16 protein-coding genes are annotated in these 21,317 nt (G+C 71.2%); 12 read left to right on the top strand and 4 right to left on the bottom strand.

The genetic code is table 11. The features are described from left to right. Window positions 1-31: 31 nt before the first annotated feature. Window positions 32-697 (bottom strand): TetR/AcrR family transcriptional regulator, encoded by a 666-nt coding sequence (locus FYX01_RS07640; RefSeq protein ID WP_150238998.1) that lies wholly within the window; start codon window positions 695-697, stop codon window positions 32-34. Between the two features lie 180 nt (window positions 698-877). Between FYX01_RS07640 and FYX01_RS07635 the strand changes: the two genes are divergently transcribed. Beyond that, on the top strand, window positions 878-1,693 hold the full coding sequence (locus FYX01_RS07635; protein ID WP_150238996.1) for a carbon-nitrogen hydrolase family protein: 816 nt from the start codon (window positions 878-880) through the stop codon (window positions 1,691-1,693). A gap of 239 nt (window positions 1,694-1,932) precedes the next feature. Further along, window positions 1,933-2,175 carry a hypothetical protein gene (locus tag FYX01_RS07630; protein ID WP_223830347.1) on the top strand — a complete coding sequence of 81 codons (243 nt, stop codon included), beginning with the start codon at window positions 1,933-1,935 and terminating at the stop codon, window positions 2,173-2,175. 237 nt (window positions 2,176-2,412) lie between these two features. On the opposite strand, the gene FYX01_RS07625 is transcribed toward FYX01_RS07630, so the two are convergent. Both FYX01_RS07625 and FYX01_RS07620 read right to left on the bottom strand, forming a co-directional pair. Beyond that, window positions 2,413-3,921, bottom strand: coding sequence for a CoA-acylating methylmalonate-semialdehyde dehydrogenase (locus FYX01_RS07625; protein ID WP_150238993.1), 1,509 nt, complete (start codon window positions 3,919-3,921; stop codon window positions 2,413-2,415). 118 nt (window positions 3,922-4,039) lie between these two features. After that, a complete protein-coding gene (locus FYX01_RS07620) occupies window positions 4,040-5,326 on the bottom strand; it encodes an aspartate aminotransferase family protein (RefSeq protein WP_150238991.1) in 1,287 nt (428 codons plus the stop codon). 196 nt (window positions 5,327-5,522) lie between these two features. Between FYX01_RS07620 and FYX01_RS07615 the strand changes: the two genes are divergently transcribed. Next, window positions 5,523-7,127, top strand: a complete 1,605-nt coding sequence (locus tag FYX01_RS07615) for a PucR family transcriptional regulator (protein ID WP_150238989.1) — start codon at window positions 5,523-5,525, stop codon at window positions 7,125-7,127. A 198-nt stretch (window positions 7,128-7,325) separates the two neighbouring features. After that, on the top strand, window positions 7,326-7,814 hold the full coding sequence (locus FYX01_RS07610; protein WP_150238987.1) for an Lrp/AsnC family transcriptional regulator: 489 nt from the start codon (window positions 7,326-7,328) through the stop codon (window positions 7,812-7,814). 49 nt (window positions 7,815-7,863) lie between these two features. On the opposite strand, the gene gabT is transcribed toward FYX01_RS07610, so the two are convergent. Beyond that, a complete protein-coding gene (gene gabT / locus FYX01_RS07605; protein WP_150238986.1) occupies window positions 7,864-9,201 on the bottom strand; it encodes a 4-aminobutyrate--2-oxoglutarate transaminase in 1,338 nt (445 codons plus the stop codon). Between the two features lie 206 nt (window positions 9,202-9,407). Between gabT and FYX01_RS07600 the strand changes: the two genes are divergently transcribed. From FYX01_RS07600 to FYX01_RS07565, 8 genes are all read left to right on the top strand, one after another. Then, window positions 9,408-10,886, top strand: coding sequence for a PucR family transcriptional regulator (locus FYX01_RS07600; protein ID WP_150238984.1), 1,479 nt, complete (start codon window positions 9,408-9,410; stop codon window positions 10,884-10,886). 113 nt (window positions 10,887-10,999) lie between these two features. Next, window positions 11,000-14,119: a DEAD/DEAH box helicase family protein gene (locus FYX01_RS07595; RefSeq protein ID WP_150238982.1), complete on the top strand. Its 3,120-nt coding sequence runs from the start codon at window positions 11,000-11,002 to the stop codon at window positions 14,117-14,119. 103 nt (window positions 14,120-14,222) lie between these two features. Continuing rightward, window positions 14,223-15,113, top strand: a complete 891-nt coding sequence (locus FYX01_RS07590) for an Fpg/Nei family DNA glycosylase (protein WP_150238980.1) — start codon at window positions 14,223-14,225, stop codon at window positions 15,111-15,113. Window positions 15,114-15,217: 104 nt separating this feature from the next. Further along, window positions 15,218-16,237, top strand: coding sequence for a LacI family DNA-binding transcriptional regulator (locus FYX01_RS07585; protein ID WP_150238978.1), 1,020 nt, complete (start codon window positions 15,218-15,220; stop codon window positions 16,235-16,237). A gap of 326 nt (window positions 16,238-16,563) precedes the next feature. After that, on the top strand, window positions 16,564-18,276 hold the full coding sequence (locus FYX01_RS07580) for an ABC transporter substrate-binding protein (RefSeq protein ID WP_150238976.1): 1,713 nt from the start codon (window positions 16,564-16,566) through the stop codon (window positions 18,274-18,276). 185 nt (window positions 18,277-18,461) lie between these two features. After that, window positions 18,462-19,457, top strand: coding sequence for an ABC transporter permease (locus FYX01_RS07575; protein ID WP_150238974.1), 996 nt, complete (start codon window positions 18,462-18,464; stop codon window positions 19,455-19,457). After that, window positions 19,454-20,365, top strand: coding sequence for an ABC transporter permease (locus FYX01_RS07570; RefSeq protein ID WP_150238972.1), 912 nt, complete (start codon window positions 19,454-19,456; stop codon window positions 20,363-20,365). The genes FYX01_RS07575 and FYX01_RS07570 overlap by 4 nt, the downstream gene beginning before the upstream one ends. Then, window positions 20,365-21,315, top strand: coding sequence for an ABC transporter ATP-binding protein (locus FYX01_RS07565; RefSeq protein WP_150238970.1), 951 nt, complete (start codon window positions 20,365-20,367; stop codon window positions 21,313-21,315). The genes FYX01_RS07570 and FYX01_RS07565 overlap by 1 nt, the downstream gene beginning before the upstream one ends. Window positions 21,316-21,317 lie beyond the last annotated feature (2 nt).

Here is a 21,317-nt window from a genome sequence, read left to right as displayed (position 1 = left end):
GGTGGGGATCGTGGTCGTGGGTTCACCGTGGTCAACCGGACTCCGCGGGAGGGTCGCTGACGTAGAGGAGATAGGCGTCGAGCATCGTGCGCTCGGTCAGGAGACCCTCGGTGTAGACCTCAAGGGCTGGGAGTATGTACTCCTCCGACCACTCGCGGATGATCCGGACGAAGTCGATCTGCTGTCCGGGCTGCTGCATGGTGATGAGCACGAGCACCGCCCCGAAGGAGTTGGCCGCCATCCAGCGGGCCCGCTTGGCGGGGTCCCGGCTCGGGCGGACCGTGCCCTCGGCCTCGCCCGCGGCGAGGTAGCCCTCGACGTCGGCGATCATGCGCTCGTAGAGCGAGACCGCGATCGGCCCCCCGGCCTGGACCGCCCGGAAGACGTAGGCGATGTAGGGGGTGTACTCCTCCACCGCCGCGAGCTGGTGGAGGAAGGTCCTGCTGTCGTGGCTGGTGATCGACTCCGTCTTGATCTCGTTGACGAGGGCGATCACGTGGTCGTCACAGGCCTGCCTGAGCTTGTCCTTGGACCCGAAGTGGTGGATCACCAGGCCGGGGGAGACCCCGGCCTGTTCGGCGACCGCTCGCACGGTCACGCCGAACCCGTGCTGGCCGAAGCACTCGATGGCCGCGTCCCGGATGCGGGCGCGCGCCGTCAGGTCCGACGCGCTGTCGGAGCGCTTGGCTGAACTCATGTTCAATAGGTTAAACGCCCGTTCAGCCCCCTGGCAAGAGGAGTGGGGCTCGCCGTGCGCCGGGCCCCGGAGAAGCCTCCCGCGTCCGGTCCCCCGGGTGCGGGCGCGGCCCCGGGAGCTGGTCGTACACTCGGGGCACGGCGTACGCCGGAACGCCCCACGCCGACGAGGAGAGGTCTGATGGTGCAGGTCGCGGTCGCCCAGTTCGCCCCCGGTCAGGACAAGGCCGAGAACCAGCGCTCGGTGGCGGAGCTGACCGCCCGTGCGGCGTCCGAGGGCGCCGACGTGGTCCTGCTGCCCGAGTACACGATGTTCACCGCCTCGCGCACCGACCACCGCTACGTGGCGGCGGCCGAGCCCCTGGACGGGCCCTTCGTCGCCGCGGCGGCCGACGCCGCCCGCAGGGAGGGCGTGCACCTGGTGCTGGGGGTCAACGAGGCCGAGGACGGAGCCGACGCCACCCACTTCACCAACACGCTCGTGGCGCTGTCGCCGGAGGGGAAGCGGGTCGCGCACTACCGCAAGATCCACCTGTACGACGCGTTCGGGGCCAGGGAGTCGGACGTGCTGCGCCCCGGTCCGATCGAGGAGCCGGAGACCTTCACCGCGGACGGCGTGGTGTTCGGCCTGCAGACCTGCTATGACCTGCGCTTCCCGGAGGTGACGCGCCGTGTCGCGGACGCCGGTGCGCACGTGCTGCTGCTGGCCGCGCAGTGGGTGCCCGGGCCGCTGAAGGAGGAGCACTGGCGGACGCTGGTGCGGGCGCGTGCCATCGAGAACACCGTGTACGTGGCGGCCTCCGGGCAGGCGGCGCCCACGGGCGCGGGCAACAGCATGGTGGTCGACCCCATGGGGACACCGCTCGCGGCGCTGGGGGAGCAGACCTTCGCCGTCACCTCGGCCAGGGTTTCGGCCGCTCGGGTGGAAGAGGTGCGGAACATTAATCCGGCTCTATCGCTGCGCCGTTTTTCGGTCTCTGCGCGGGTGGAGAGCTGAGGCGCCGGACCGCCACTGCTTGGTAGATACTCAGGCAAAACGGATGAAAATCTTCCTATCGAGCAGGGTCTTCCCAGGGTTCGTCACCTACGGTTATGCTTCACCTGCATGATGTGATGGAAATCGGTCAGGAACCTTCCAGGCGTTCAAAGCTTCTGATTCAATAAAGAGCCGGTAACTATCGGCCCGCCAGACTGTCCTAAACCACGGGGGGAGCAAGGACATTGCGCGGAACGAGCATGATGTGCGAACCAGATACGCGGCCCGCAATCGATGCCTACGTCTACGACCCGAACCTGCTGAGCTGGGCGCAGTGCATGGGGGATGCCTGCGTCGCCTGCCACACCAAGTGGCCCCGGCCCCGTCGGCTCCTCGGCGAACTGCCGGACGGAAGCCACGTGTTCGGTTGTGAGGAGTGCGCGGGCATCATCGGCGCGGAACCCCGGGTTTCCGCTGGTGAACGGCTGTTCGCGGCCCGCTAGGAGGAGACGGTCGCGCTCCGGGTCCAGGGGGAGAGGCGGACCCGGAGCGCTTCCGTTGACGCGCCCGCTTCCATCGGGGAGGAGGGGAAATGAGCGCGTCCTTCCCGGGATGGTTCGTGTGCCGCCGACAGCGTCGACCACGCCCCGTGAGGAGCGTCTGACGACAACGATACTCCCTGTCGTTCGTGGTCGACCGACAGTGAGGCGGATCCATCCGCTATTTCCGTGAAGTCCCGTTCAGCCGTTGGTGGGAAAGCCCAGGTCGACGCCGCCCTCGGGCCTCTGGCCCGGGTCCGTCCAGCGCGCGGTGACCGCCTTCGTGCGGGTGTAGAAGTGGACACCCTCCGTGCCGTGCGCGTGCGAGTCGCCGAACAGCGACTGCTTCCAGCCGCCGAAGGAGTAGTAGGCCATCGGCACCGGGATGGGGACGTTGATCCCCACCATGCCGACCTCGATCTCGTTCTGGAAGCGCCGTGCGGCACCGCCGTCGTTGGTGAAGATCGCCGTCCCGTTGCCGTAGGGATTGCCGTTGACGAGCTTCACGGCCTCGTCGTAGTCGCCCACCCGCACCATGCTCAGCACCGGGCCGAAGATCTCGTCCCCGTAGCAGGACATCTCCGGGCCGACGTGGTCCAGCAGTGAGGGGCCCAGCCAGAAACCGTCCGGGTCCCCGCCCAGCACCGGGTGCATCCGTCCGTCGATCGCCAGGGTCGCGCCCTCGCGCACCCCCGACTCCAGGTAGGAGGCGACCTTGTCGCGGTGCTCGCGGGTGACCAGCGGGCCCATCTCGCTCCGGTCGTCGTCGCCGGGGCCCACGCGCAGGCGCGCCACCCGCTCGCGGATCCGCTCCACCAGTTCGTCGGCGACCGAGTCCACCACGGCCAGCGCCGAGATGGCCATGCACCGCTCGCCGGCCGAGCCGAACCCGGCCGAGACCGCCGCGTCCGCGGCCAGGTCCAGGTCGGCGTCGGGCAGTACCACCATGTGGTTCTTCGCCCCGCCCAGGGCCTGGACGCGCTTGCCGTGCTCGGCGGCGGTCCGGTAGATGTACCGGGCGATCGGGGTCGAGCCCACGAAGCTGACCGCCGCCACGTCCGGGTGCTCCAGGAGGGCGTCGACCGCGGTCCTGTCACCGTGCACGACGCTGAACACCCCGTCGGGCAGCCCCGCCTCGGCCCACAGCTCGGCCATCACGACGGCCGCGGACGGGTCCTTCTCGCTGGGCTTGAGCACGAACGTGTTGCCGCAGGCTATGGCCACCGGGAACATCCACATCGGCACCATCGCGGGGAAGTTGAACGGTGTGACGCCGGTCACCACGCCGAGCGGCTGCATGATCGAGTAGGAGTCCACGCCCGTGGACACGTTCTCGGAGTAGCCGCCCTTGAGCAGGTGCGGGATGCCGCAGGCGAAGTCGACGACGTCCAGGCCGCGGGACACCTCGCCCAGGGCGTCGGAGAGGACCTTGCCGTGCTCGGCGCTGATCAGCTCCGCCAGCCGCTCCTTGTTTCCGTTGAGCAGTTCGCGGAAGCGGAACAGGATCTGGACCCGCTTGGAGAGCGAGGTGTCGCGCCACCCCGGGAAGGCCTCCCGCGCCGCGGTCACCGCCGCGTCGACCTCCCGCGGTCCCGCGAGGTCGACCGTGCCGGTGACCTGGCCGGACGCCGGATTGTAGATGTCCCCCCGGCGCTGTGCCGGCCCCTCGTGGGCGGCCCCGCCGATCCAGTGGGTGACGTGCTTGCTCATACCGTTCTCTTCCTTGTCCACAGGCGGGGAGTGTCCGCTTGTACGGGCGGGATTCGGGGAACCCCTCGAAATGGGGGACCCCGGTTCACATCGGTCCCAGGGGCCGCGCAAGGCCGGGTCAGGCCCCGGCGTCCACCGAGCGCACCGCGTCCAGCAGCGCGTCGCGGCCCTCCGCGGCGTCCTCCTGGGACAGCGTCAGCGGCGGCGCCATCCGCAGCACGTTGCCGTGCACACCGCCCTTGCCCACCAGCAGCCCGCGCTCGCGCGCGGCCTCCAGCACCTTCCCCGCGAGCGGCGACGAGGGAGCGCCGGTGGCGGGGTCGGCCATCTCCACGGCGAACATCAGGCCCTTGCCGCGCACGTCCCGCACGCTCGGCAGCGCGGTCAGCGCCTTGAGGCCCTCCAGGATCAGGGAACCCTGCCGCCGGGCGTTGCTCTGGAGGTCGTGCTCCAGGACGTAGTCCAGGGTCGCCCCGGCCGCCGCCATCGACACGGGGTTGCCGCCGAAGGTGGCCACGCCCAGTGCGCCCAGCCGGTCCATCAGGTCGCCGCGCGCCACGACGCCGCCCACGGCGAAGCCGTTGCCCAGCCCCTTGGCGAAGGTCATGGCGTCCGGGGTCACGCCGTGGTCGCCGATGCCGAAGAAGCTCGTGCCGGTGCGGCCCCACCCGGTCTGCACCTCGTCGGACACGAACAGGATGCCGTGTTCGTCCAGCACCTCCTTGTAGGCGGCGTACAGTCCGTCCGGCGGCATCGCGAACCCGCCCACGCCCTGGACCGGCTCGGCGATCAGGCACGCCACGTTCGGCGCGGTGGTGTCCAGCACGTCGCGCAGGTCGGCGACGCACGCCTCGACGTACTCCTGGTCGGTCATCCCGCGAAAGGCCGGGGAGGCGTGGTCGGTGCCGTGCAGGTAGTGCACGTTCAGCGGCGACAGCGAGGAGTTCTTCCACGCCCGGTTGCCGGTCACCGCCACGGTGCCGAACGAGCGCCCGTGGTAGCTGCCGCGCATCGCGAGCACCTCGTCGCTGCCGCGCGCGTACGTGGCCAGGAGCAGGGCGGTCTCGTTGGCCTCGGTACCGGAGTTGGTGAAGAAGACCTTGGCGTCCGGGATCCCCGAGAGGCGGGCGATCTTCTCCGCCAGCTCGACCTGGTTGCGGATGAGGTACAGGGTGGAGGTGTGCACGACCCCCCTGGCGATCTGGCGCTCCACGGCCTCGCGCACCTCGGCCACGTCGTAGCCGAGCATGTTGGTCACGATGCCGGTGAAGAAGTCCAGGTAGGTGTTGCCGTCGGCGTCCGTGACACGGGCGCCCTTGCCGCTGGTGATCTCCAGCGGGGACTCGTAGTACAGGGGCAGCCAGGAGGGCATGACCGCGCGGTGGCGCGAGAGAAGTTCCGACATGCATCCAGTCTCGCCCCGCCCTCCGCGCTTGGCCAGGATCAGCATGTTGACAACGTGGTGGTTGGGCTTACGACATGTAAGGACCCCCGGGTGGCTACGCGACCTGGGGACGGGGCGCGTGCCGACGTACACACTGTAATTGGAGGAGTCCGGTATCTGACACTACGTTCGGTTCTTCGTCCCTAGAATGGAAACCGTGCTTCCCACCCTTGCCGAGGTCCTCCAGCTGCCCGCCCTCCAACGTGCCCGCCCCCGGGTCGTGGTGGGCTCCGAACACCTGGACGTGGCCGTGCGCTGGGTCCACATCGCCGAGGTCACCGACCTCGCCCACCTGCTTCGGGGCGGTGAGCTGGTGCTCAGCACCGGTATCGCCATGCCCGACGACCCCGACGCGCTGCGCCGCTACATCGACGACCTCTCCGCGGTCGGGGTCAGCGGTATCGCGGTCGAGCTCGGCCGCAAGTACCATGCCGAGCTTCCACGCGCCTTCCTCGACGCCGCCCGCGACGCGGGCGTGCCGGTCATCCTGCTCGACCGCGAGGCCCGCTTCGTGGAGATCACCGAGGCCGTGCACATCCGGGTGGTCAACGAGCAGCTGGAGGAACTGCGCGAGTCCGAGAAGCTGCACTCGGTGTTCACCCGGCTGTCGGTGGAGGGTGCCGACGCCGGGCGCATCCTGCACGAGGTCGTCCAGCTCTCCGACTGTCCGGTGGTCCTGGAGAACCTCACCCACCAGGTGCTGGCCTGTGACCTCAACGGCGAGGACCCCGGCACCCTGCTCACCTCGTGGGAGAGCCGCTCGCGCGCGGCCCGCTCGGGTTCGCGCACCGTCCACACGCCCGCCACCGGGTGGCTGGTCACCATGGTCGGGGCGCGTGGCCAGGACTGGGGACGGCTGATCCTCGTCGTCGGGGCCAGCCCCACCCCCCGCCAGAGCATGCTCGTCGAACGCGCCGCCACCACCCTGGCCCTGGGCCGACTGCTGGAACGCCACCAGGAGAGCCTGGAGCGGCAGACGCACCGCACGATCATCGCGGGCATCATCGACCGCGCCTACTCCGACCCGGAGGAGGCCCTGGTCCGGGCCCGCGCGGTGGGCGTGCCGCTCAAGGACCGTGCCCTGGTGGGGCTGGTGCTGCGCCTGCGTGAGAGCGGTACCGGCCTGGCAGCCCAGGCGCGCCTGTCCGACACGGCCGAGGGCGCCGCGCGCGCCTGCCGCGAGCTGCGCCTGCCCGCCCTGGTGGGCTCGCTCGACGACCTGCGGGTGGGCATCCTGCTGGCATTGCCCGGACGCCAGAGCCTGGACACGACGCTGCACATGCTCGCCGACCGCGTCCGGGGCACCGTGGGCGACGCCGCGGTCCTGGCGGTGGGCTCCTCCGCGGACGGCGTCCGCGAGGTACGGCGCTCCTTCCTGGAGGCCCGCCAGGTCGGCGACGTGGCCATCCGACAGAACGACCGGCGCCCCTTCTACCGGCTGCCCGACCTGCACCTGCGCGGCCTGCTGCACCTGTTCCGCGACGACGAGCGACTGCAGACCTACGTCGAGCGCGAGCTGGGACCGCTGCTGGACCACGACGCGCGGCACGGCGGCGACCTGACCGACATGCTCCGCCACTACCTGGGCGCGGGCCGCAACAAGGCGCTGGCGGCCGGACGCGCCCACCTCTCACGGCCCGCGTTCTACGACCGGCTGCGACGGATCTCCCACGTGCTGGACACGGACCTGGAGTCGGTGGAGACCTGCCTGTCCCTGCACGTGGCGCTGCTGTCGCTGGACTCGGTCCGCGACGAGTGCTGAACCGGTGCTCCCGGAACGCCGGCGGCCGGGCGGACCGCCGCCGAGCAGGGCGAACCCCGGCCCCATGAGCGCGCTCCGACTCCGTTGCACGCGTGCAGTACCTTGGAATCCGTTGTGCGGTGCGCAGGCAACAATGAAATCCACTGGTCGGCGCACTGGCAGAAACTGGATTCCATTCACCGAAAGCCGAGGGACCCCGTGGTCGAGCAGCCGGACCCCAGCCCCACGCGCAGGATCAACGGTGTCGTCCTCGACGACACCGCCAAGCGCATCATCGAGGTGCTGCAGGAGGACGGCCGACGGTCCTACGCGGCCATCGGCAAGGCCGTCGGCCTGTCGGAGGCGGCGGTGCGCCAGCGTGTGCAGCGCCTGCTGGAGGCCGGAGCGGTCCAGGTGGTGGGCGTCACCGACCCCATGATGCTGGGCTTCAACCGCCAGGCCATGATCGGCGTGCGCACCACCGGCGACCTCAACGCCGCCGCAGACGCCGTCGCGGAGGTCGAGGGCGTGGAGTACGTGGTGATCACGGCGGGCTCCTTCGACCTGATGGTCGAGGTCGTCGCCGAGGACGACCCCAAACTGCTGGACATCCTGGCGAACATCCGTGCCATCGACACCGTGTCCACCACCGAGACGTTCCTCTACCTCAAGCTGCGCAAGCAGACCTACGCCTGGGGCACCCGGTAGACGAGTCCGGCGGCGGCACCGGGACCGGGACGGACGGCCCCGGCGGTCCTCACAGCTGGGCGAAGGCCTCCTCCAGCAGGTCCAGCCCCTCGTGCAGCAGCTCGTCGCCGATCACCAGCGGCGGCAGCATGCGGATCACGTTGCCGTAGGTTCCCGCGCTCAGCAGCACCAGGCCCCGGGAGTGGCAGTAGGACAGCACCTTGGCCAGCGCCTCGGGGTCGGGCGTCCTGTCCCCGTCCCTGACCAGCTCGATCGCGACCATCGCGCCGCGTCCGCGCACGTCGCCGACGACCTCGTACCTGGCGGCCAGCTCGCGCAGGCGTCCCAGCATCAGGTCGCCGATCTCGCGGGCCCGCTCCACCAGGCCGTCGGACCCGATGGCCTCCAGCGTGGCCAGCGCGGCGGCGCACGCCGCCGGGTTGCCGCCGTAGGTGCCGCCGAGGCCACCGCCGTGCACGGCGTCCATCAGCTCGGCGCGACCGGTCACGGCGGCCAGCGGCAGGCCGCCCGCGATGCCCTTGGCGGTCGCGACCAGGTCCGGGACCACGCCCTCGTGCTCGCAGGCGAACATGTGGCCGGTGCGCGCGAAGCCGGTCTGTACCTCGTCGGCGACGAACACGATGCCGTTCGAGCGGCAGAACTCCGCCAGCGCGGGCAGGAAGCCGGCGCCGGGCTCGATGAGGCCGCCCTCGCCCTGGATCGGCTCGATCACCACGGCCGCGACGTTCGAGGCACCGATCTGCTTGGTGATCTGGTCGGCCACCATGGCCGCGGCCTCGGGCCCGCAGCGGTCCGGGCCGGTCGGCCAGCGGTACGGGTAGGCCATCGGCATCCGGTGGATCTCACCGGCGAACGGACCGAAGCCCTGCTTGTAGGGCATGTTCTTCGCGGTCAGCCCCATGGTGAGGTTGGTGCGGCCGTGGTAGGCGTGGTCGAACACCACCACCGCCTGGCGTCCGGTCGCGCTGCGGGCGACCTTCACCGCGTTCTCGACCGCCTCGGCGCCCGAGTTGAGCAGGACCGACCGCTTCTCGTGGTCGCCCGGCGTAATCCGGTTCAGCGCCTCGCACACGTCCACGTACGCCTCGTACGGGTTCACCATGAAACAGGTGTGCGTGAACCGGCCGAGCTGCTCGGCGGCACGCTCCACCACACGCGGGTCGGCGTTGCCGACGTTGGCCACGGCGATGCCGGAGCCGAAGTCGATCAGGGCGTTGCCGTCGACGTCCTCGACGATGCCGCCGCCCGCGCGCTCGACGTAGACGGGCAGGACGCTGCCGACGCCCTGGGCGACGGCCGAACGGCGGCGCTCCTGGATCGCGAGGGACTTGGGGCCGGGGATCCCGGTGACGATCCGGCGGGACTGGGCGACCTCGGTCGCTGCCATGCGGCTGCCTCCTTCTGCGGTGGGCGGGGAGGGGAGATCGGGGGTGGTCTCCCCGACCCGCATGACACTAGGGCGCTCCGAACCCCTCGCACATGGACACAGTGGATAATCGAAGCAGAGCCTTGTGCCAACGCGTCAGGGTTCGGACGGCGCACGTCTGCCGGAGCGAGAGCGGACGGCCCGACAGCCGGAGCGGGAGGAAAGCGATGCCACCGACCCTGGGGGCCCTGACGCGGGCACCGCGCCTGCGGCTGAACCTGCTCACCGGGCAGGAGAGCCTGGACCGGCAGGTGGAGTGGGTCGCGGTCAGCGAACTGGAGGATCCCACCCCCTACCTGGCGGGCGGCGAGCTCCTCCTCACCACCGGCGTGCGCTGGGCGGCCGGCGTCCCCGACCTGCGCGACTACACCCGCCGCCTGGCCGAGCGCCGGATCGCCGGACTGGGCTTCGCCGTCGGCGTGGTCCTGGACGAGACCCCCGCCGAACTCCGCGAGGCCGCCGCCGAGTTCGGTCTCGCCCTGTTGGAGGTCCCCCGGCGGACCCCCTTCATCGCGATCGGCAAGGAGGTGTCCCGGCTCCTGGCCAAGGAGGAGTACGAGGGCCTGAGCCGGACCTTCGCCGCACAGCGCGACCTCACCCGCGCCGCGCTCACCGGCGCATCGGCGATCGTGGACCGGCTGGCCGGCGACCTCGGCGCCTGGGTGCTGCTGCTCTCCGCCGACGGCACCGCCCGGCACGCCGCTCCCGCCCGGGCCGCCACACGCGCCGCCGGACTGGCCGGCGAACTCGACCGGCTGCGAGAGGCGGGTGTGCGCGCCAGTGCCTCCCTGAACTCCGGAAGCGAACGCGTCTCGGTGCAGCCCCTGGCCACCGGTCGGCGGGTTCGCGGGTTCCTCGCCGTGGGCACCGGCGGGAGGCTCGGCTCGGACGAGCGCACCCTGGTCAACGCCGCGGTCTCCCTGCTCTCCCTCGAACTGGAGCGCACCGTCCACAGCGTCACGGACCGGGTGCGTGAGGGGGTGCTCGCGGCGCTGTTCGCCGGGGCCCTGGACCCCCTCCACCCGGGGGCGGAGCGTCTGCGGGAGGTTCTTCCCGACGAACCCGTCGTGGTGGCGGTGGCCGAGGGGACCGGGCCCGCCCAGCCGCCCGAGGGCGTCCTGGTCACCGAGCACGACGGGCGCGCTCTGCTGCTGGCCCCCGCGGGCACGGACACGGGGGTGATCGGCGGGGTGCTGGAGGGGCCGGTCGGTGTGAGTGACCCCTCCCCCTACACGGAGCTGTCCGCGGCGCTGTCCCAGGCCGAGCGCGCGCTGGAGGCCGCACGCGGCGCGGGGGAGGGCCTGCTCCGGGCCGGGGACCTGCCCGGCGGTCTGCTCGGCCTGGCGGACACCCCCGCCGGGGCCCGGATGGCCGCGGACCTGCTCGCCCCGCTCATGCGGCAGCGGACCTCCGCCGAACTGCTCGCCTCACTGCGCGCCTACCTCGCGGCCTCGGGCCGGTGGGAGGCCGCGGCGGAGGCCCTGGGCGTCCACAGGCACACGCTCCGCTACCGCATGCGGCGCATCCGCGACCTGCTCCCCGGGGACCTCGACGACCCCGACCACCGGGCCGAGCTCTGGATAGCCCTGCGCGTCCACGGCGCCAGGGAGGCGTCCACACGCTCCCAGAGGCATCACGCAGGGTGAAAGTCGTGACGGTTTCCGGCGTTCCGCGGGTCCGGGGCGGACCGGTCCACGACAATGGGCGTTGCTGTCGGGGAGTAATCACCTGATCACGGGGTCAGGGGCCGGGGGGATACGTGAGGTCACTACGCGACGACGAGCACGGGATCGGGTACGCGCCGGGAACGGAGCAGAGGGTCCCCGTGATCCTCCCCGCCGCCCCCGGCCAGGTCAGCCGGTCGGGGGTCGGTACCGCCTCGCTGCGCTGGAAACCGCCGATCGACCGCGACGAGGTCCGGTCCCTCCTGGCCTACCTGCGCGCCTGCCTGCGCCGGGAGGCCGTGCACACCCACGCCGTCCACGCCGGAGAGATCGGCTCCGACGCCTGCGCCTGCCTGCCCGCGGGGCCCGAGGTCCTGTTCAGCGGAGCCCGGGAGACCCTCACGCTGCCCCCGGAGGCCGCCCGGGTCCTGCGCCTGGCACGGAGCCGGGGCCAGGCGCCGCGCTACGGCTACCCGCTCGTGTTCCTGGGAGAAGGGGACGACCGCCTCGCCCTGCCCCTGCTCATCGTCGACGTGCTGGCGGTGGAGGACACCGGTGACCCCCGTGCCGCGCCCGAGGGCACGCTGGTCCGCGCGGTCGGCCCGCCCGACGTCAACCCCGCCCTCCTGGAGCGGCTCGGCGTCACCGACCCCGAGGACCTGCTCGAACTGCGCACCCGGTTGCGTTCCGGGGCCCCCGATCCCCTGCGCCGCCCCGCCGCCGTCGCCGGCCTCGCCGACAAGATCCGTGCCCTGCTCGCCCGGCTGGAGGTCGAGAGGGTGGACGACATCGCCCCACCCGGCACCCGGAGCGCCCCGCGCACCGATATCGACGGCGCCCACAACGTCGCCGTGTTCCTCCGCGCCGGACCCGGCGGCCGGCACGGGACCGAGGAGCATGGCCCCGCCGGTGTCGAGAGCGTCCTGGCCGACCTGGACCCCTCCGAACGGGACGGCCTCAACCCCGACGACATCGGAGGGACGGCTCTGGAGTCCCTCCTCGGACGGACCACGGCGGCCCGGCGGGCCGACACCACCGCACCGGCTCCCCCCGGACGGCTCTTCGGCGGTGGCCGGGGGAGTCCTCGGCGCGCGGCCCGCGTCGTCCCCCCGCACGCAGGCGCCGGCGGCTCCACCGTCCCGGTCTGCGCGACCCCCCTCGACCAGTCCCAGTACGCCGTCCTGGGCGCCGCCATGCGCGATCAGCTCACCGTGGCCGCCGCTCCCCCCGGAAGCGGTGTGCACGACCTGGTCGACGCCCTCGTCCGCACCGCCGTCAGCAACGGCCAGCGCGTCCTGGTCTGCGGGCACGCCGAGACCGACATCGCCGAGACCCGCGCACGCGCCGGCACCTCGACCGCGCACACCCTCGTACGCGCCGGCGGGAACGAGCACCGCGCCGCCGAGGTACTGCTGCTCACCCGGCTCCTCACCGAGCACGCCCGGAGCATGTCCACCGCCTGCGCCGACTCCGGCGGGGAGGACCCCCTCACCCGCTGGACGGACCTGGCCGAGGACTGGGCGCGGGTCCGCGCGGCGTGGCGGACGATGGACGCCATGGCCTCCGGCGGGTACGCGCTCGCCCACCTGGCGGAGGAACGCGGCCGCGTCATCGCCCAGGGCTGGGACCCCGACTCCCTCTTCACCCCGGAGCGGGGCGGCCCCGAGTACTGGCTGCAGCGGGCCGAGCGCGCCAGGGCGGGATCCCTGACGGGGCTGCGCCACCGCGGCGCCGTCCGCCGTGAGCTGGGGGTGGGCACCGACCCCGAGAGCCTCGCCCGGCTGTGCGTGGTCGCCCGTATGGAGAGCGAGTGGCGGTCGGCGGTGGACCGGCGTACCCGCTGTGCTCCGCTGGGAGAGCTGACCGCCGAGCTGGCCGAGGCCCTGGACCGGCACCGCGGGTCCAGCGCCGCCTACCTGCGCTCGGTCGTCGAACCCCGGCTGTGGCGGGGCCGCGCCGCCGTCGAGAACCGGCTGGAGAGCCTCAACTGGCACCACGGCAACGGCTGGCCCGGGCTGGACAACCTCCTCGACACCCTGCCCGCGTGGGTGTGCCGCACCGACCAGGTCAGGGCGCTGCCCCCGCGTGCGGGCCTGTTCGACCTGGTCGTCGTGGTCGGCGCGGAGCGCACCCGGGTGGCCGAACTGCTGCCGGCGCTCTACCGCGCCAACCGCGCCGTGGTCTTCGGCGACCCGGCGCACCCCGGGCCGGCGAGCTCGCTGGAACCGGACGAGGAGCGCCGTGCGCTGGCCACCGCGGGGCTGGTCGCGGACCAGTTGGACGACCGGGGCCTGCGCCACGGCACGGGTTCGGCGATGCGCGCCCTGTACCGGGCGGCGTCGCCCCTGATGTGGCTGGACGAGCACGACGGAGCGCCGCCCCGGCTCGCCGAGGCCGCCTCACGGCACTGCTACGGGGGCAGGCTCGCGGTGCGCACCACCCCCGATCCCGCCGGGGGCCCGGCGTTCGAGTGGCGCGACGTCACCGGGGTCTGCGAGGCGGCTCCCGGCGCGTCCCACGTCAACCGGGACGAGGCCTACCGGGTGGCGGTGGTGGTGGACGAGATCGACGAGCACCTGCCGCATGGCAGGGTGATCGCGGTCGTCGCGCCGACCCAGCCCCAGGTCGCCCTGGTCCGCCGCCTGCTGCGCAAGCGCGTCCTGCGGCACGAGGTGCGGGTCGGCGGCCCGGACCTCCTGGCGTGCGACCGCGACGCGGTGGACGTCACCGTGCTCTCGCCGATGCTCACCCCCGGCGCGCCCACCATCGTCGAGCACCGGGTCCGCCGGATGGGCCACCTGTGGTCGTCGGTGCTGACCCGCACCCGCCAGCGGCTGGTCGTGGTGGGCGACCGCGGGTACTGGTCGGGCGACGACGGGCCGTTGGGCGGTCTGGAGGCGATGGCCGCGGGCACCCGCGCGGTGCGGGCCGACCCGGCCGCTTCCGCGCTGGTGGCGGAGCTGCGCCGGGTGGGGACGGAGGTGACCCTCCAGCAGACGGTCGAGGGCTGGACCGCCGACATGGTGGTCCGGTTCGGCTCCCGCCGCCTGCTGCTCCTGCTCGACCGCGAACCCGACGGCCGGTCCCTGCGCCACCTGCTCGCCCGGGGCGAGTCGCTCAACCGCGTCACCGGGGATCCCGTGGTGCTGGTGCCCTCCTGGCGCTGCCTGGCCGACCCGGGAACCCTCGTGGAAGAGATCCTCACCGCCCGCTGACACACCGGCCGGCCGGCGCTCGGAGGAGCACTACCCTGGATCCGGACGCCCGGAACGCGGTGGTTCGTCCACCGTTCCGGGCCGGCAGGAGAGGGGAACACGGGTGCCTGAGGGCCACACGCTGCACCGGCTGGCGGCGCACTTCGACAAGACCTTCGGCGGCGGCACGGTGCGCGCGAGCAGCCCGCAGGGCCGCTTCGCCGACGGCGCCGCCCGCGTGGACGGCCGGGTCCTCACCGAGAGCGAGGCGCACGGCAAGCACCTCTTCCTCGGGTTCGACTCGGGGGAGTGGCTACGGGTCCACCTGGGCCTGTACGGCGCCTGGTCCTTCGGCGGCGCCGACGGCGCACGCCACCTGGGCGCGCCGCGCGCCGGGGCCGGAGCCCGCCTGGACCTGGTCCGCGACGAGGAGGGCTTCGCCGTGCCGCCGGCGCCGGTCGGCGCGGTACGCGCCCGGCTGGTCAACTCCTCGGGCTGGGCCGACCTGCGCGGGCCCTCCGCCTGCGAGGTCATCACCGAGGGGGAGAAGCGGTCCGTCCAGGACCGGCTGGGTCCCGACCCCCTGCGCGACGACGCCGACCCCGAGCGGGCCTGGCGCGTGGTCAACCGCTCCCGGACCAGTATCGCCGCGCTGCTCATGCGCCAGGACGTCGTGGCGGGGATCGGCAACATCTACCGGGCCGAGTCGCTGTTCCGGGCGGGCCTGGACCCCCTGACACCGGGCCGCGACCTCACGTCCGACCAGTGGGCGCGGCTGTGGGACGACCTCGCCGGGCTGCTTCGCGACGGCGTGCGCGACGGCTCCATCATCACCACCCTGCCCGAGCACCGCCCCGAACCCGACGCCCACCCCGTCCCCCGACCGGACACCCTCTACGTCTGCTACCGCACGGGCGACCCCTGCCGCGTGTGCTCCTCGCCGATCGCCTCCTCCGAACTGGCCGGGCGCACCCTCTACTGGTGCCCCGGGTGCCAGGGGGGCTCGCGGCGTTGACAGGGCCTTTGTTCGAATAGGCCCCGAGGGCATGCAGTAGAATCCCTAGCCGTCTGCTTAACCGGTTCAGTTTTCTGTGATCAGGGGGACGAATGGGGGGACTGATGCGGCGTCCGACCATCATGGACATCGCCAAGGCCGCCGGGGTGTCCAAGGGTGCCGTATCGTATGCCCTCAACGGGCGGCCGGGGGTCTCGGAGGAGACCCGCGGCCGCATCCTGGCGATCGCCCGTGATCTGGGCTGGGCGCCCAGCAGCCCGGCGCGGGCGCTCTCGCCCGGCGGCCGGGTCGGGGCGATCGGCCTGGTGGTCGACCGCCCCGCCCACTCTCTGGGCCTGGAACCCTTCTTCATGCAGTTGGTCTCGGGAATCGAGACGGAGCTGGCCTCCTCGGGGGTGGACCTCCTGCTGCAGGTCACCGAGGACATGGGCGCCGAGATCGCGGCCTACCGGCGCTGGTCGGCCGAGCGCCGGGTCGACGGCGTGGTCATGGTGGACCTGCGCGTGGACGACCCCCGCGTTCGGCTGGTGGAGGAACTCCCCCTGCCCGCCGTGCTGCTGGGCGGCCCCGAGGGCGTGGGCTCCCTGCCCTGCCTGTACACCGACGACGCCGGCGCCATGCGCGAGGTCGTCCACTACCTGGCCGCGCTCGGCCACCGGCGTATCGTCCAGGTGGCGGGCCCGGAGGAGTTCATGCACACACGTGCGCGTGTGAGGGCCTTCCTGGACGCGGCGGAGCAGGCCGGGCTGGGTGAGGCCCGCTCGGTGTACGCCGACTACACGGGTGAGGCGGGCACGAGGACCACGCGCAGGCTGTTGGCGACCACCGACCGGCCGACCGCGCTGGTCTACGACAACGACCTGATGGCCGTGGCCGGCCTGGGCGTGGCCCGCGAGATGGGCGTCGGCGTGCCCTCCCAGCTGTCCATCGTGGCCTGGGACGACTCGGTGCTGTGCCGGCTGGTCCGCCCGTCGCTGACCGCGATCGCCCGCGACGTCATCTCCTACGGCCGCCAGGCCGCGCTGATGCTGGGTGCGGCGATCGGGGGCGGTTCGGTGGAGAACCGGGAGGCATCCCGGGGCGAGCTGTACCCGCGGGCGAGCACCGGCCCCCTGAGCGCCTGATTCGACCGGGCCCGTTCCGTCTCCGCGCTCCTGAGCGGCGACCGGGCGCCCCACTTCTGGTCCACCCTGCCGGGACAGGGCGTGAGCACGCGTGCGGAACCGGTTCAGTAAGGGCAAAGTTACTGACATACCCGCATCTGTGCTGTTACAAGCGAGTAACAGCGAAGTGTCGGGCATTGACGGGCTTCCCGTGGACGTGTTGTTGTTAACATCACTTACCCGGTTCAGCAACGACCCTGCGCACTCACTACTGGGAGCGCTCCCACCCCTCCGCGTCATGGAGGGGATCCCCCCCACGGGTCGGCCGGGTGGAAGGAGGAGTCGAGATGAAAACTCTGCGGCTTCCGGCGGCACTCGCGGCACTGGCCATCGCGGCCACTGCATGCTCGGGTGGCGGCGGGGACGACGGCGGCGCCGAGTCCGGGCAGTATCCCCGGAACGAAACGCTGTACACCACGGGTACGGCGTGGTCGGCGCCGACCAGCTGGAACCCCATGATGAGGGGAGGTTACGCGGTCGGCACGATCGGCCTGGTCTACGAGTCGCTCTTCCACTACGACCCGGAGACCGGCGAGTACGTGCACTGGCTCGCCGAGAGCGACGAGTGGACCTCGGACACCGTGCACGAGATCACCCTGCGCGAGGGCATCACGTGGACCGACGGTGAACCCCTGGTCGCCGAGGACGTGGTCGCCACGCTGGAGCTCGGTCAGATCGACGGAGTCTCCTACAGCAACGTCTGGGACTACATCGAGAGCGTCGAGGCCACCGACGAGCGCACGGTCGCCGTCACCTTCTCGGAGAGCCGTCCGCAGGAGTGGATGAACTGGGCCTACTCCAACCCCATCCTCCCCGCGCACGTCTGGTCCGACATGGAGGAGACCGCGGTCACCGACAGCGCCAACGAGGACCCCGTCGGCACCGGCCCCTACGTCTACGAGTCGCACGCCGACGATCGCATGATCTGGGAGCGCAACGACGACTGGTGGGGCGTCGAAGCCCTCGACATGGACATGGACGCGCGCTACATCGTCGACATCGTCAACGCCTCCAACGAGGTGACGATGGGCATGCTGAACCAGGACGAGGTCGACCTCTCGAACAACTTCCTTCCGGGAATCGACCAGGTCCTCAACAGCAACGACAACGTCACCAGCTTCTTCGACGGTCCCCCGTACATGAAGAGCGCCAACACGGCGTGGCTGGTGCCGAACACCACCCGCGCTCCGCTCGACGACGTGGAGTTCCGCCAGGCCCTGGCCCACTCCGTCAACATCACCGAGATCGTCGAGGGCCCCTACGCCAACCTCGTCGAGCCGGCCAGCCCCACCGGCCTGCTGCCCGAGTGGGACGCCTACGTCGACCAGGAACTGGTCGCGGACGAGGGCTTCAGGTACGACGCGGGTGAGGCTGTGGGCCTCCTCGAGGAGGCCGGCTACCTCGACGAGGACGGCGACGGCTTCGTCGAGACGCCCGACGGCGAGCCCATCGCCCTGACCCTGGAGGTTCCCTCCGGCTGGACCGACTGGATGGAGGCGGCCCGCCTGATCGCGGAGCACGCCCAGGAGGTCGGCATCAACATCGAGGCCGAGTTCCCCGACGAGGCCCTGCTCAGGGACCACCGCAACTCGGGTGAGTTCGACCTGGTCATCAACAACGAGCGGCAGCTGAGCAACACGCCGTGGACCTACTACGACTACCTCTTCCAGATGCCCGTCCAGGAGCAGCAGACCACGGTGAACTTCCACCGTTACGAGAACGAGGAGGCGTGGGACCTCACCGAGCAGCTCGCGGCGGTGCCCGTGGACGACGTCGAGGCCGCGGCCGACATCACCTCGCAGCTGCAGGCGATCCAGCTGGCCGAACTTCCGGCCATCCCGCTCTGGTACAACGGCCTCTGGGCGCAGTCCACCAACTCGACCTGGACCAACTGGCCCAGTGAGCACGAGGACACGCCCAACAGCGCGCCCACCCTCTGGAACGGCTGGATGGAGCAGGGCGGCGTCACCACTCTCGCGGAGATCGAACCGGTCGAGTAGGGGCGGGGGAGACACTCCCCCTCCATCCCGCTGACCATCCCCCACCCCCGGCCGAGGCACGGCGCGAGAGATGCCCTGCCGGGGGAGCCCCGGGCGAGCGGGCACGGTACGGGTCTTCCACAGGGCCCGCACCGTGCCCCCGCCGGGGCCGCTCGACTGTCCGCCGCCATCACCTGGAGGAACGTGTGTGGCGCTACATCGGTCGTAAGCTCTTCGTCTACCTGCTTACGTTCATCGTCGCGGTCACCATCAACTGGATGATTCCGCGCTTCATGCCTGGCGATCCCGTCCAGAGCATGCTCTCCCGCGCTCAGGTCAGTGACCCCGAGGCCCTGGAGGCCATGACCAGCTACTACGAGAACCTGTTCGGCCTCGACTCGCCTCTGTACGAGCAGTACCTGAACTTCTGGTGGGGTCTGCTCCAGGGCGACCTGGGCATCAGCGTGATGCGCTACCCCGAGCCGGTCACCGACATCATCCTGGGGGCGGTGCCCTACACCCTGGCCCTGCTGCTCCCCGCGATCCTGCTCAGCTGGATCGTCGGCAACCGCTTCGGCGCCTTCGCCGCCCGGAGCAAGATCCTGGACAACACGGTCCTGCCGGTCGGGTACATCCTCACCGCCACGCCGTACATGTGGCTGGCCCTGCTGCTGGCCTGGAGCCTGGGCATCGTCGCCGGGATCTTCCCGGCCTCCGGCGGCTACAGCTTCTCCCTGCGCCCCGAGTTCAGCTGGCTGTTCGTCTCCGACCTGATCGCCCACTGGTTCCTGCCGTTCCTGTCCATGTTCCTGGTGGCGCTCGGCGGTTGGGCGATCGGTATGCGCAACATGATCATCTACGAGCTGGAGGCGGACTACGCCAACTACCTCCAGGCCCTCGGCGCCCCGCGCAAGCTGATCCGCCGCTACGCGTTCCGCAACGCGATGCTGCCGCAGATCACCGGTCTGGCGGTCCAGCTGGGCACGATCATCGCGGGCTCCCTGCTCACCGAGATCGTGTTCAACTACCCCGGCCTCGGCAGTCTCATCCTGGACTCCCTGAACAACCGGGACTTCTTCCTGCTCCAGGGGGTCTTCCTGTTCGTGGTCGTCGGGGTACTGATCGCCAACTTCATCATCGACATCGTCTACGTACTGATCGACCCGCGCACCCGGGTCCAGATGACGGGAGGCTCCTCATGACGAGCGTCGCTGGAGCATCGGGGACCGCGGACTCCGCCGACTCCCCGAAACCGGTCGGCGAGCGCAGGTTCTCCGAGACCCTGCACTTCGCCCGGCGCAACCCCAAGCTGCTCATCGGCCTGGGCATCGTCCTCGCGTTCCTGCTGCTCGGGATCATCGGCCCGTTCTTCGTCGGCCACGACCCCAACGAGTACGTCGGCCCGCAGACCCAGCCGCCCAGCGGTGAGTACTGGTTGGGCACCACCACGTTCGGCCAGGACATCTGGGCCCAGTTCGTGTACGGGCTGCGCTCCACGTTCCTCATCGGCGTGTTCGGCGGCGGCGTCGCCTTCGTCATCGGCACGGCGGTCGGCTTCGTCGCCGGGTACAAGGGCGGGATCATCGACGAGATCCTCAACATGATCACGAACGTGGTCCTGGTCCTGCCCGCCATGGTCGTCCTCATCGTCGCGATCGCCTACCTGGAGGCGCGCGGCCTGTTCGTGCAGGGCCTGTTCATCGGCCTGACCTCCTGGCCGTGGGCGGCGCGCGCCGTCCGCTCCCAGGCGCTGTCGCTGGCCACCCGCGACTACGTGGACCTGGCCCGGCTCAGCGGCCGGCGCACGTGGAAGATCATCACCACCGAGATCGCTCCCAACATGAGCTCCTACCTGGTGATGTCCTTCATCCTGCTCTTCGGCGGAGCCATCCTGATCGCCGCCGGCCTGGACTTCATCGGCCTCGGCCCGGCGGGCGGCGTGTCCCTCGGACTGATGCTGCAGAGCGCCAGCCAGTGGAGCGCCCTGCAGCTCAGCATGTGGTGGTGGTTCATCCCGCCGGGGCTCGGCATCACGGCGATCGTGGGCTCGCTGTACATCCTCAACGTCGGGTTGGACGAAGTGTTCAACCCCAAGCTGCGGGAGCTGTAATGACCCTGCGCGTCAACGACCTGAAGGTCTACTACCAGACCCTGCGCGGGGACGTCCACGCCCTCGACGGCGTCACGTTCGACCTCGCGGACGGGGAGATCATGGGCCTGGCCGGCGAGTCCGGCTGCGGCAAGACCACCCTGGGCAAGAGCATGATCCGCCTGGACTCGCGGATGCGCCACGTCGGCGGCACCATCGAGTTGAACGGTAAGGACGTGCCCATCGCGGACGACAACGCGATGGTCCCCCTCCGGTACCACGAGATCTCGCTCATCCCGCAGTACGCGATGAGCGCCCTCAACCCCACCCGCAAGATCGGGCGGATGGTCAACGAGCTGCTGCGCGCACGCGGTGTCCGGCCCGCCGACATCGCCGACGAGCTCAACCGTCGGCTGGAGCTGGTCGGTCTGGACACGGATGTGCTCAACCGGTTCCCGATCGAGCTGTCCGGCGGCATGAAGCAGCGCGTCGTCATGGTGATCTCCACCCTGCTCGACCCGTCGCTGCTGATCGCGGACGAGGTCACCTCGGCCCTGGACGTGTCCACGCAGCGGGCCGTCGCCGAGTCGATGGTGGAGTTCCGCGACCGCGGATACGTCAAGAGCATGATCTTCGTGACCCACGACATCTCGCTCGTGTACCAGATGGCGGACACGATCATGGTGATGTACGCGGGCCACATCGTGGAGAAGGCGCCCGCCACGACCATCATCAACGAGCCCAAGCACCCCTACACCCAGATGCTCATCGGTGCTCTGCCCGAGGTCGGCTCCACCACGGTGCAGGGTCGGCTGGAGGGCATCCCCGGTACCCCGCCGGGCCTGCTCGATCCGCCCACCGGCTGCCGGTTCAAGGACCGCTGCCCGATGGCGTTCTCCAAGTGCTCCGAACAGCCGCCGCTGGTGGAGATCGAACCCGGCCACTGGGCCGCCTGCTGGAAGACGGGGTGAGA

The sequence above is a fragment of the Nocardiopsis quinghaiensis genome, assembly GCF_008638365.1.
GTDB lineage: Bacteria > Actinomycetota > Actinomycetes > Streptosporangiales > Streptosporangiaceae > Nocardiopsis > Nocardiopsis quinghaiensis.
Note: the sequence above shows the minus strand (reverse complement) of the source record. Positions and strands in the feature narration are given on the sequence as shown.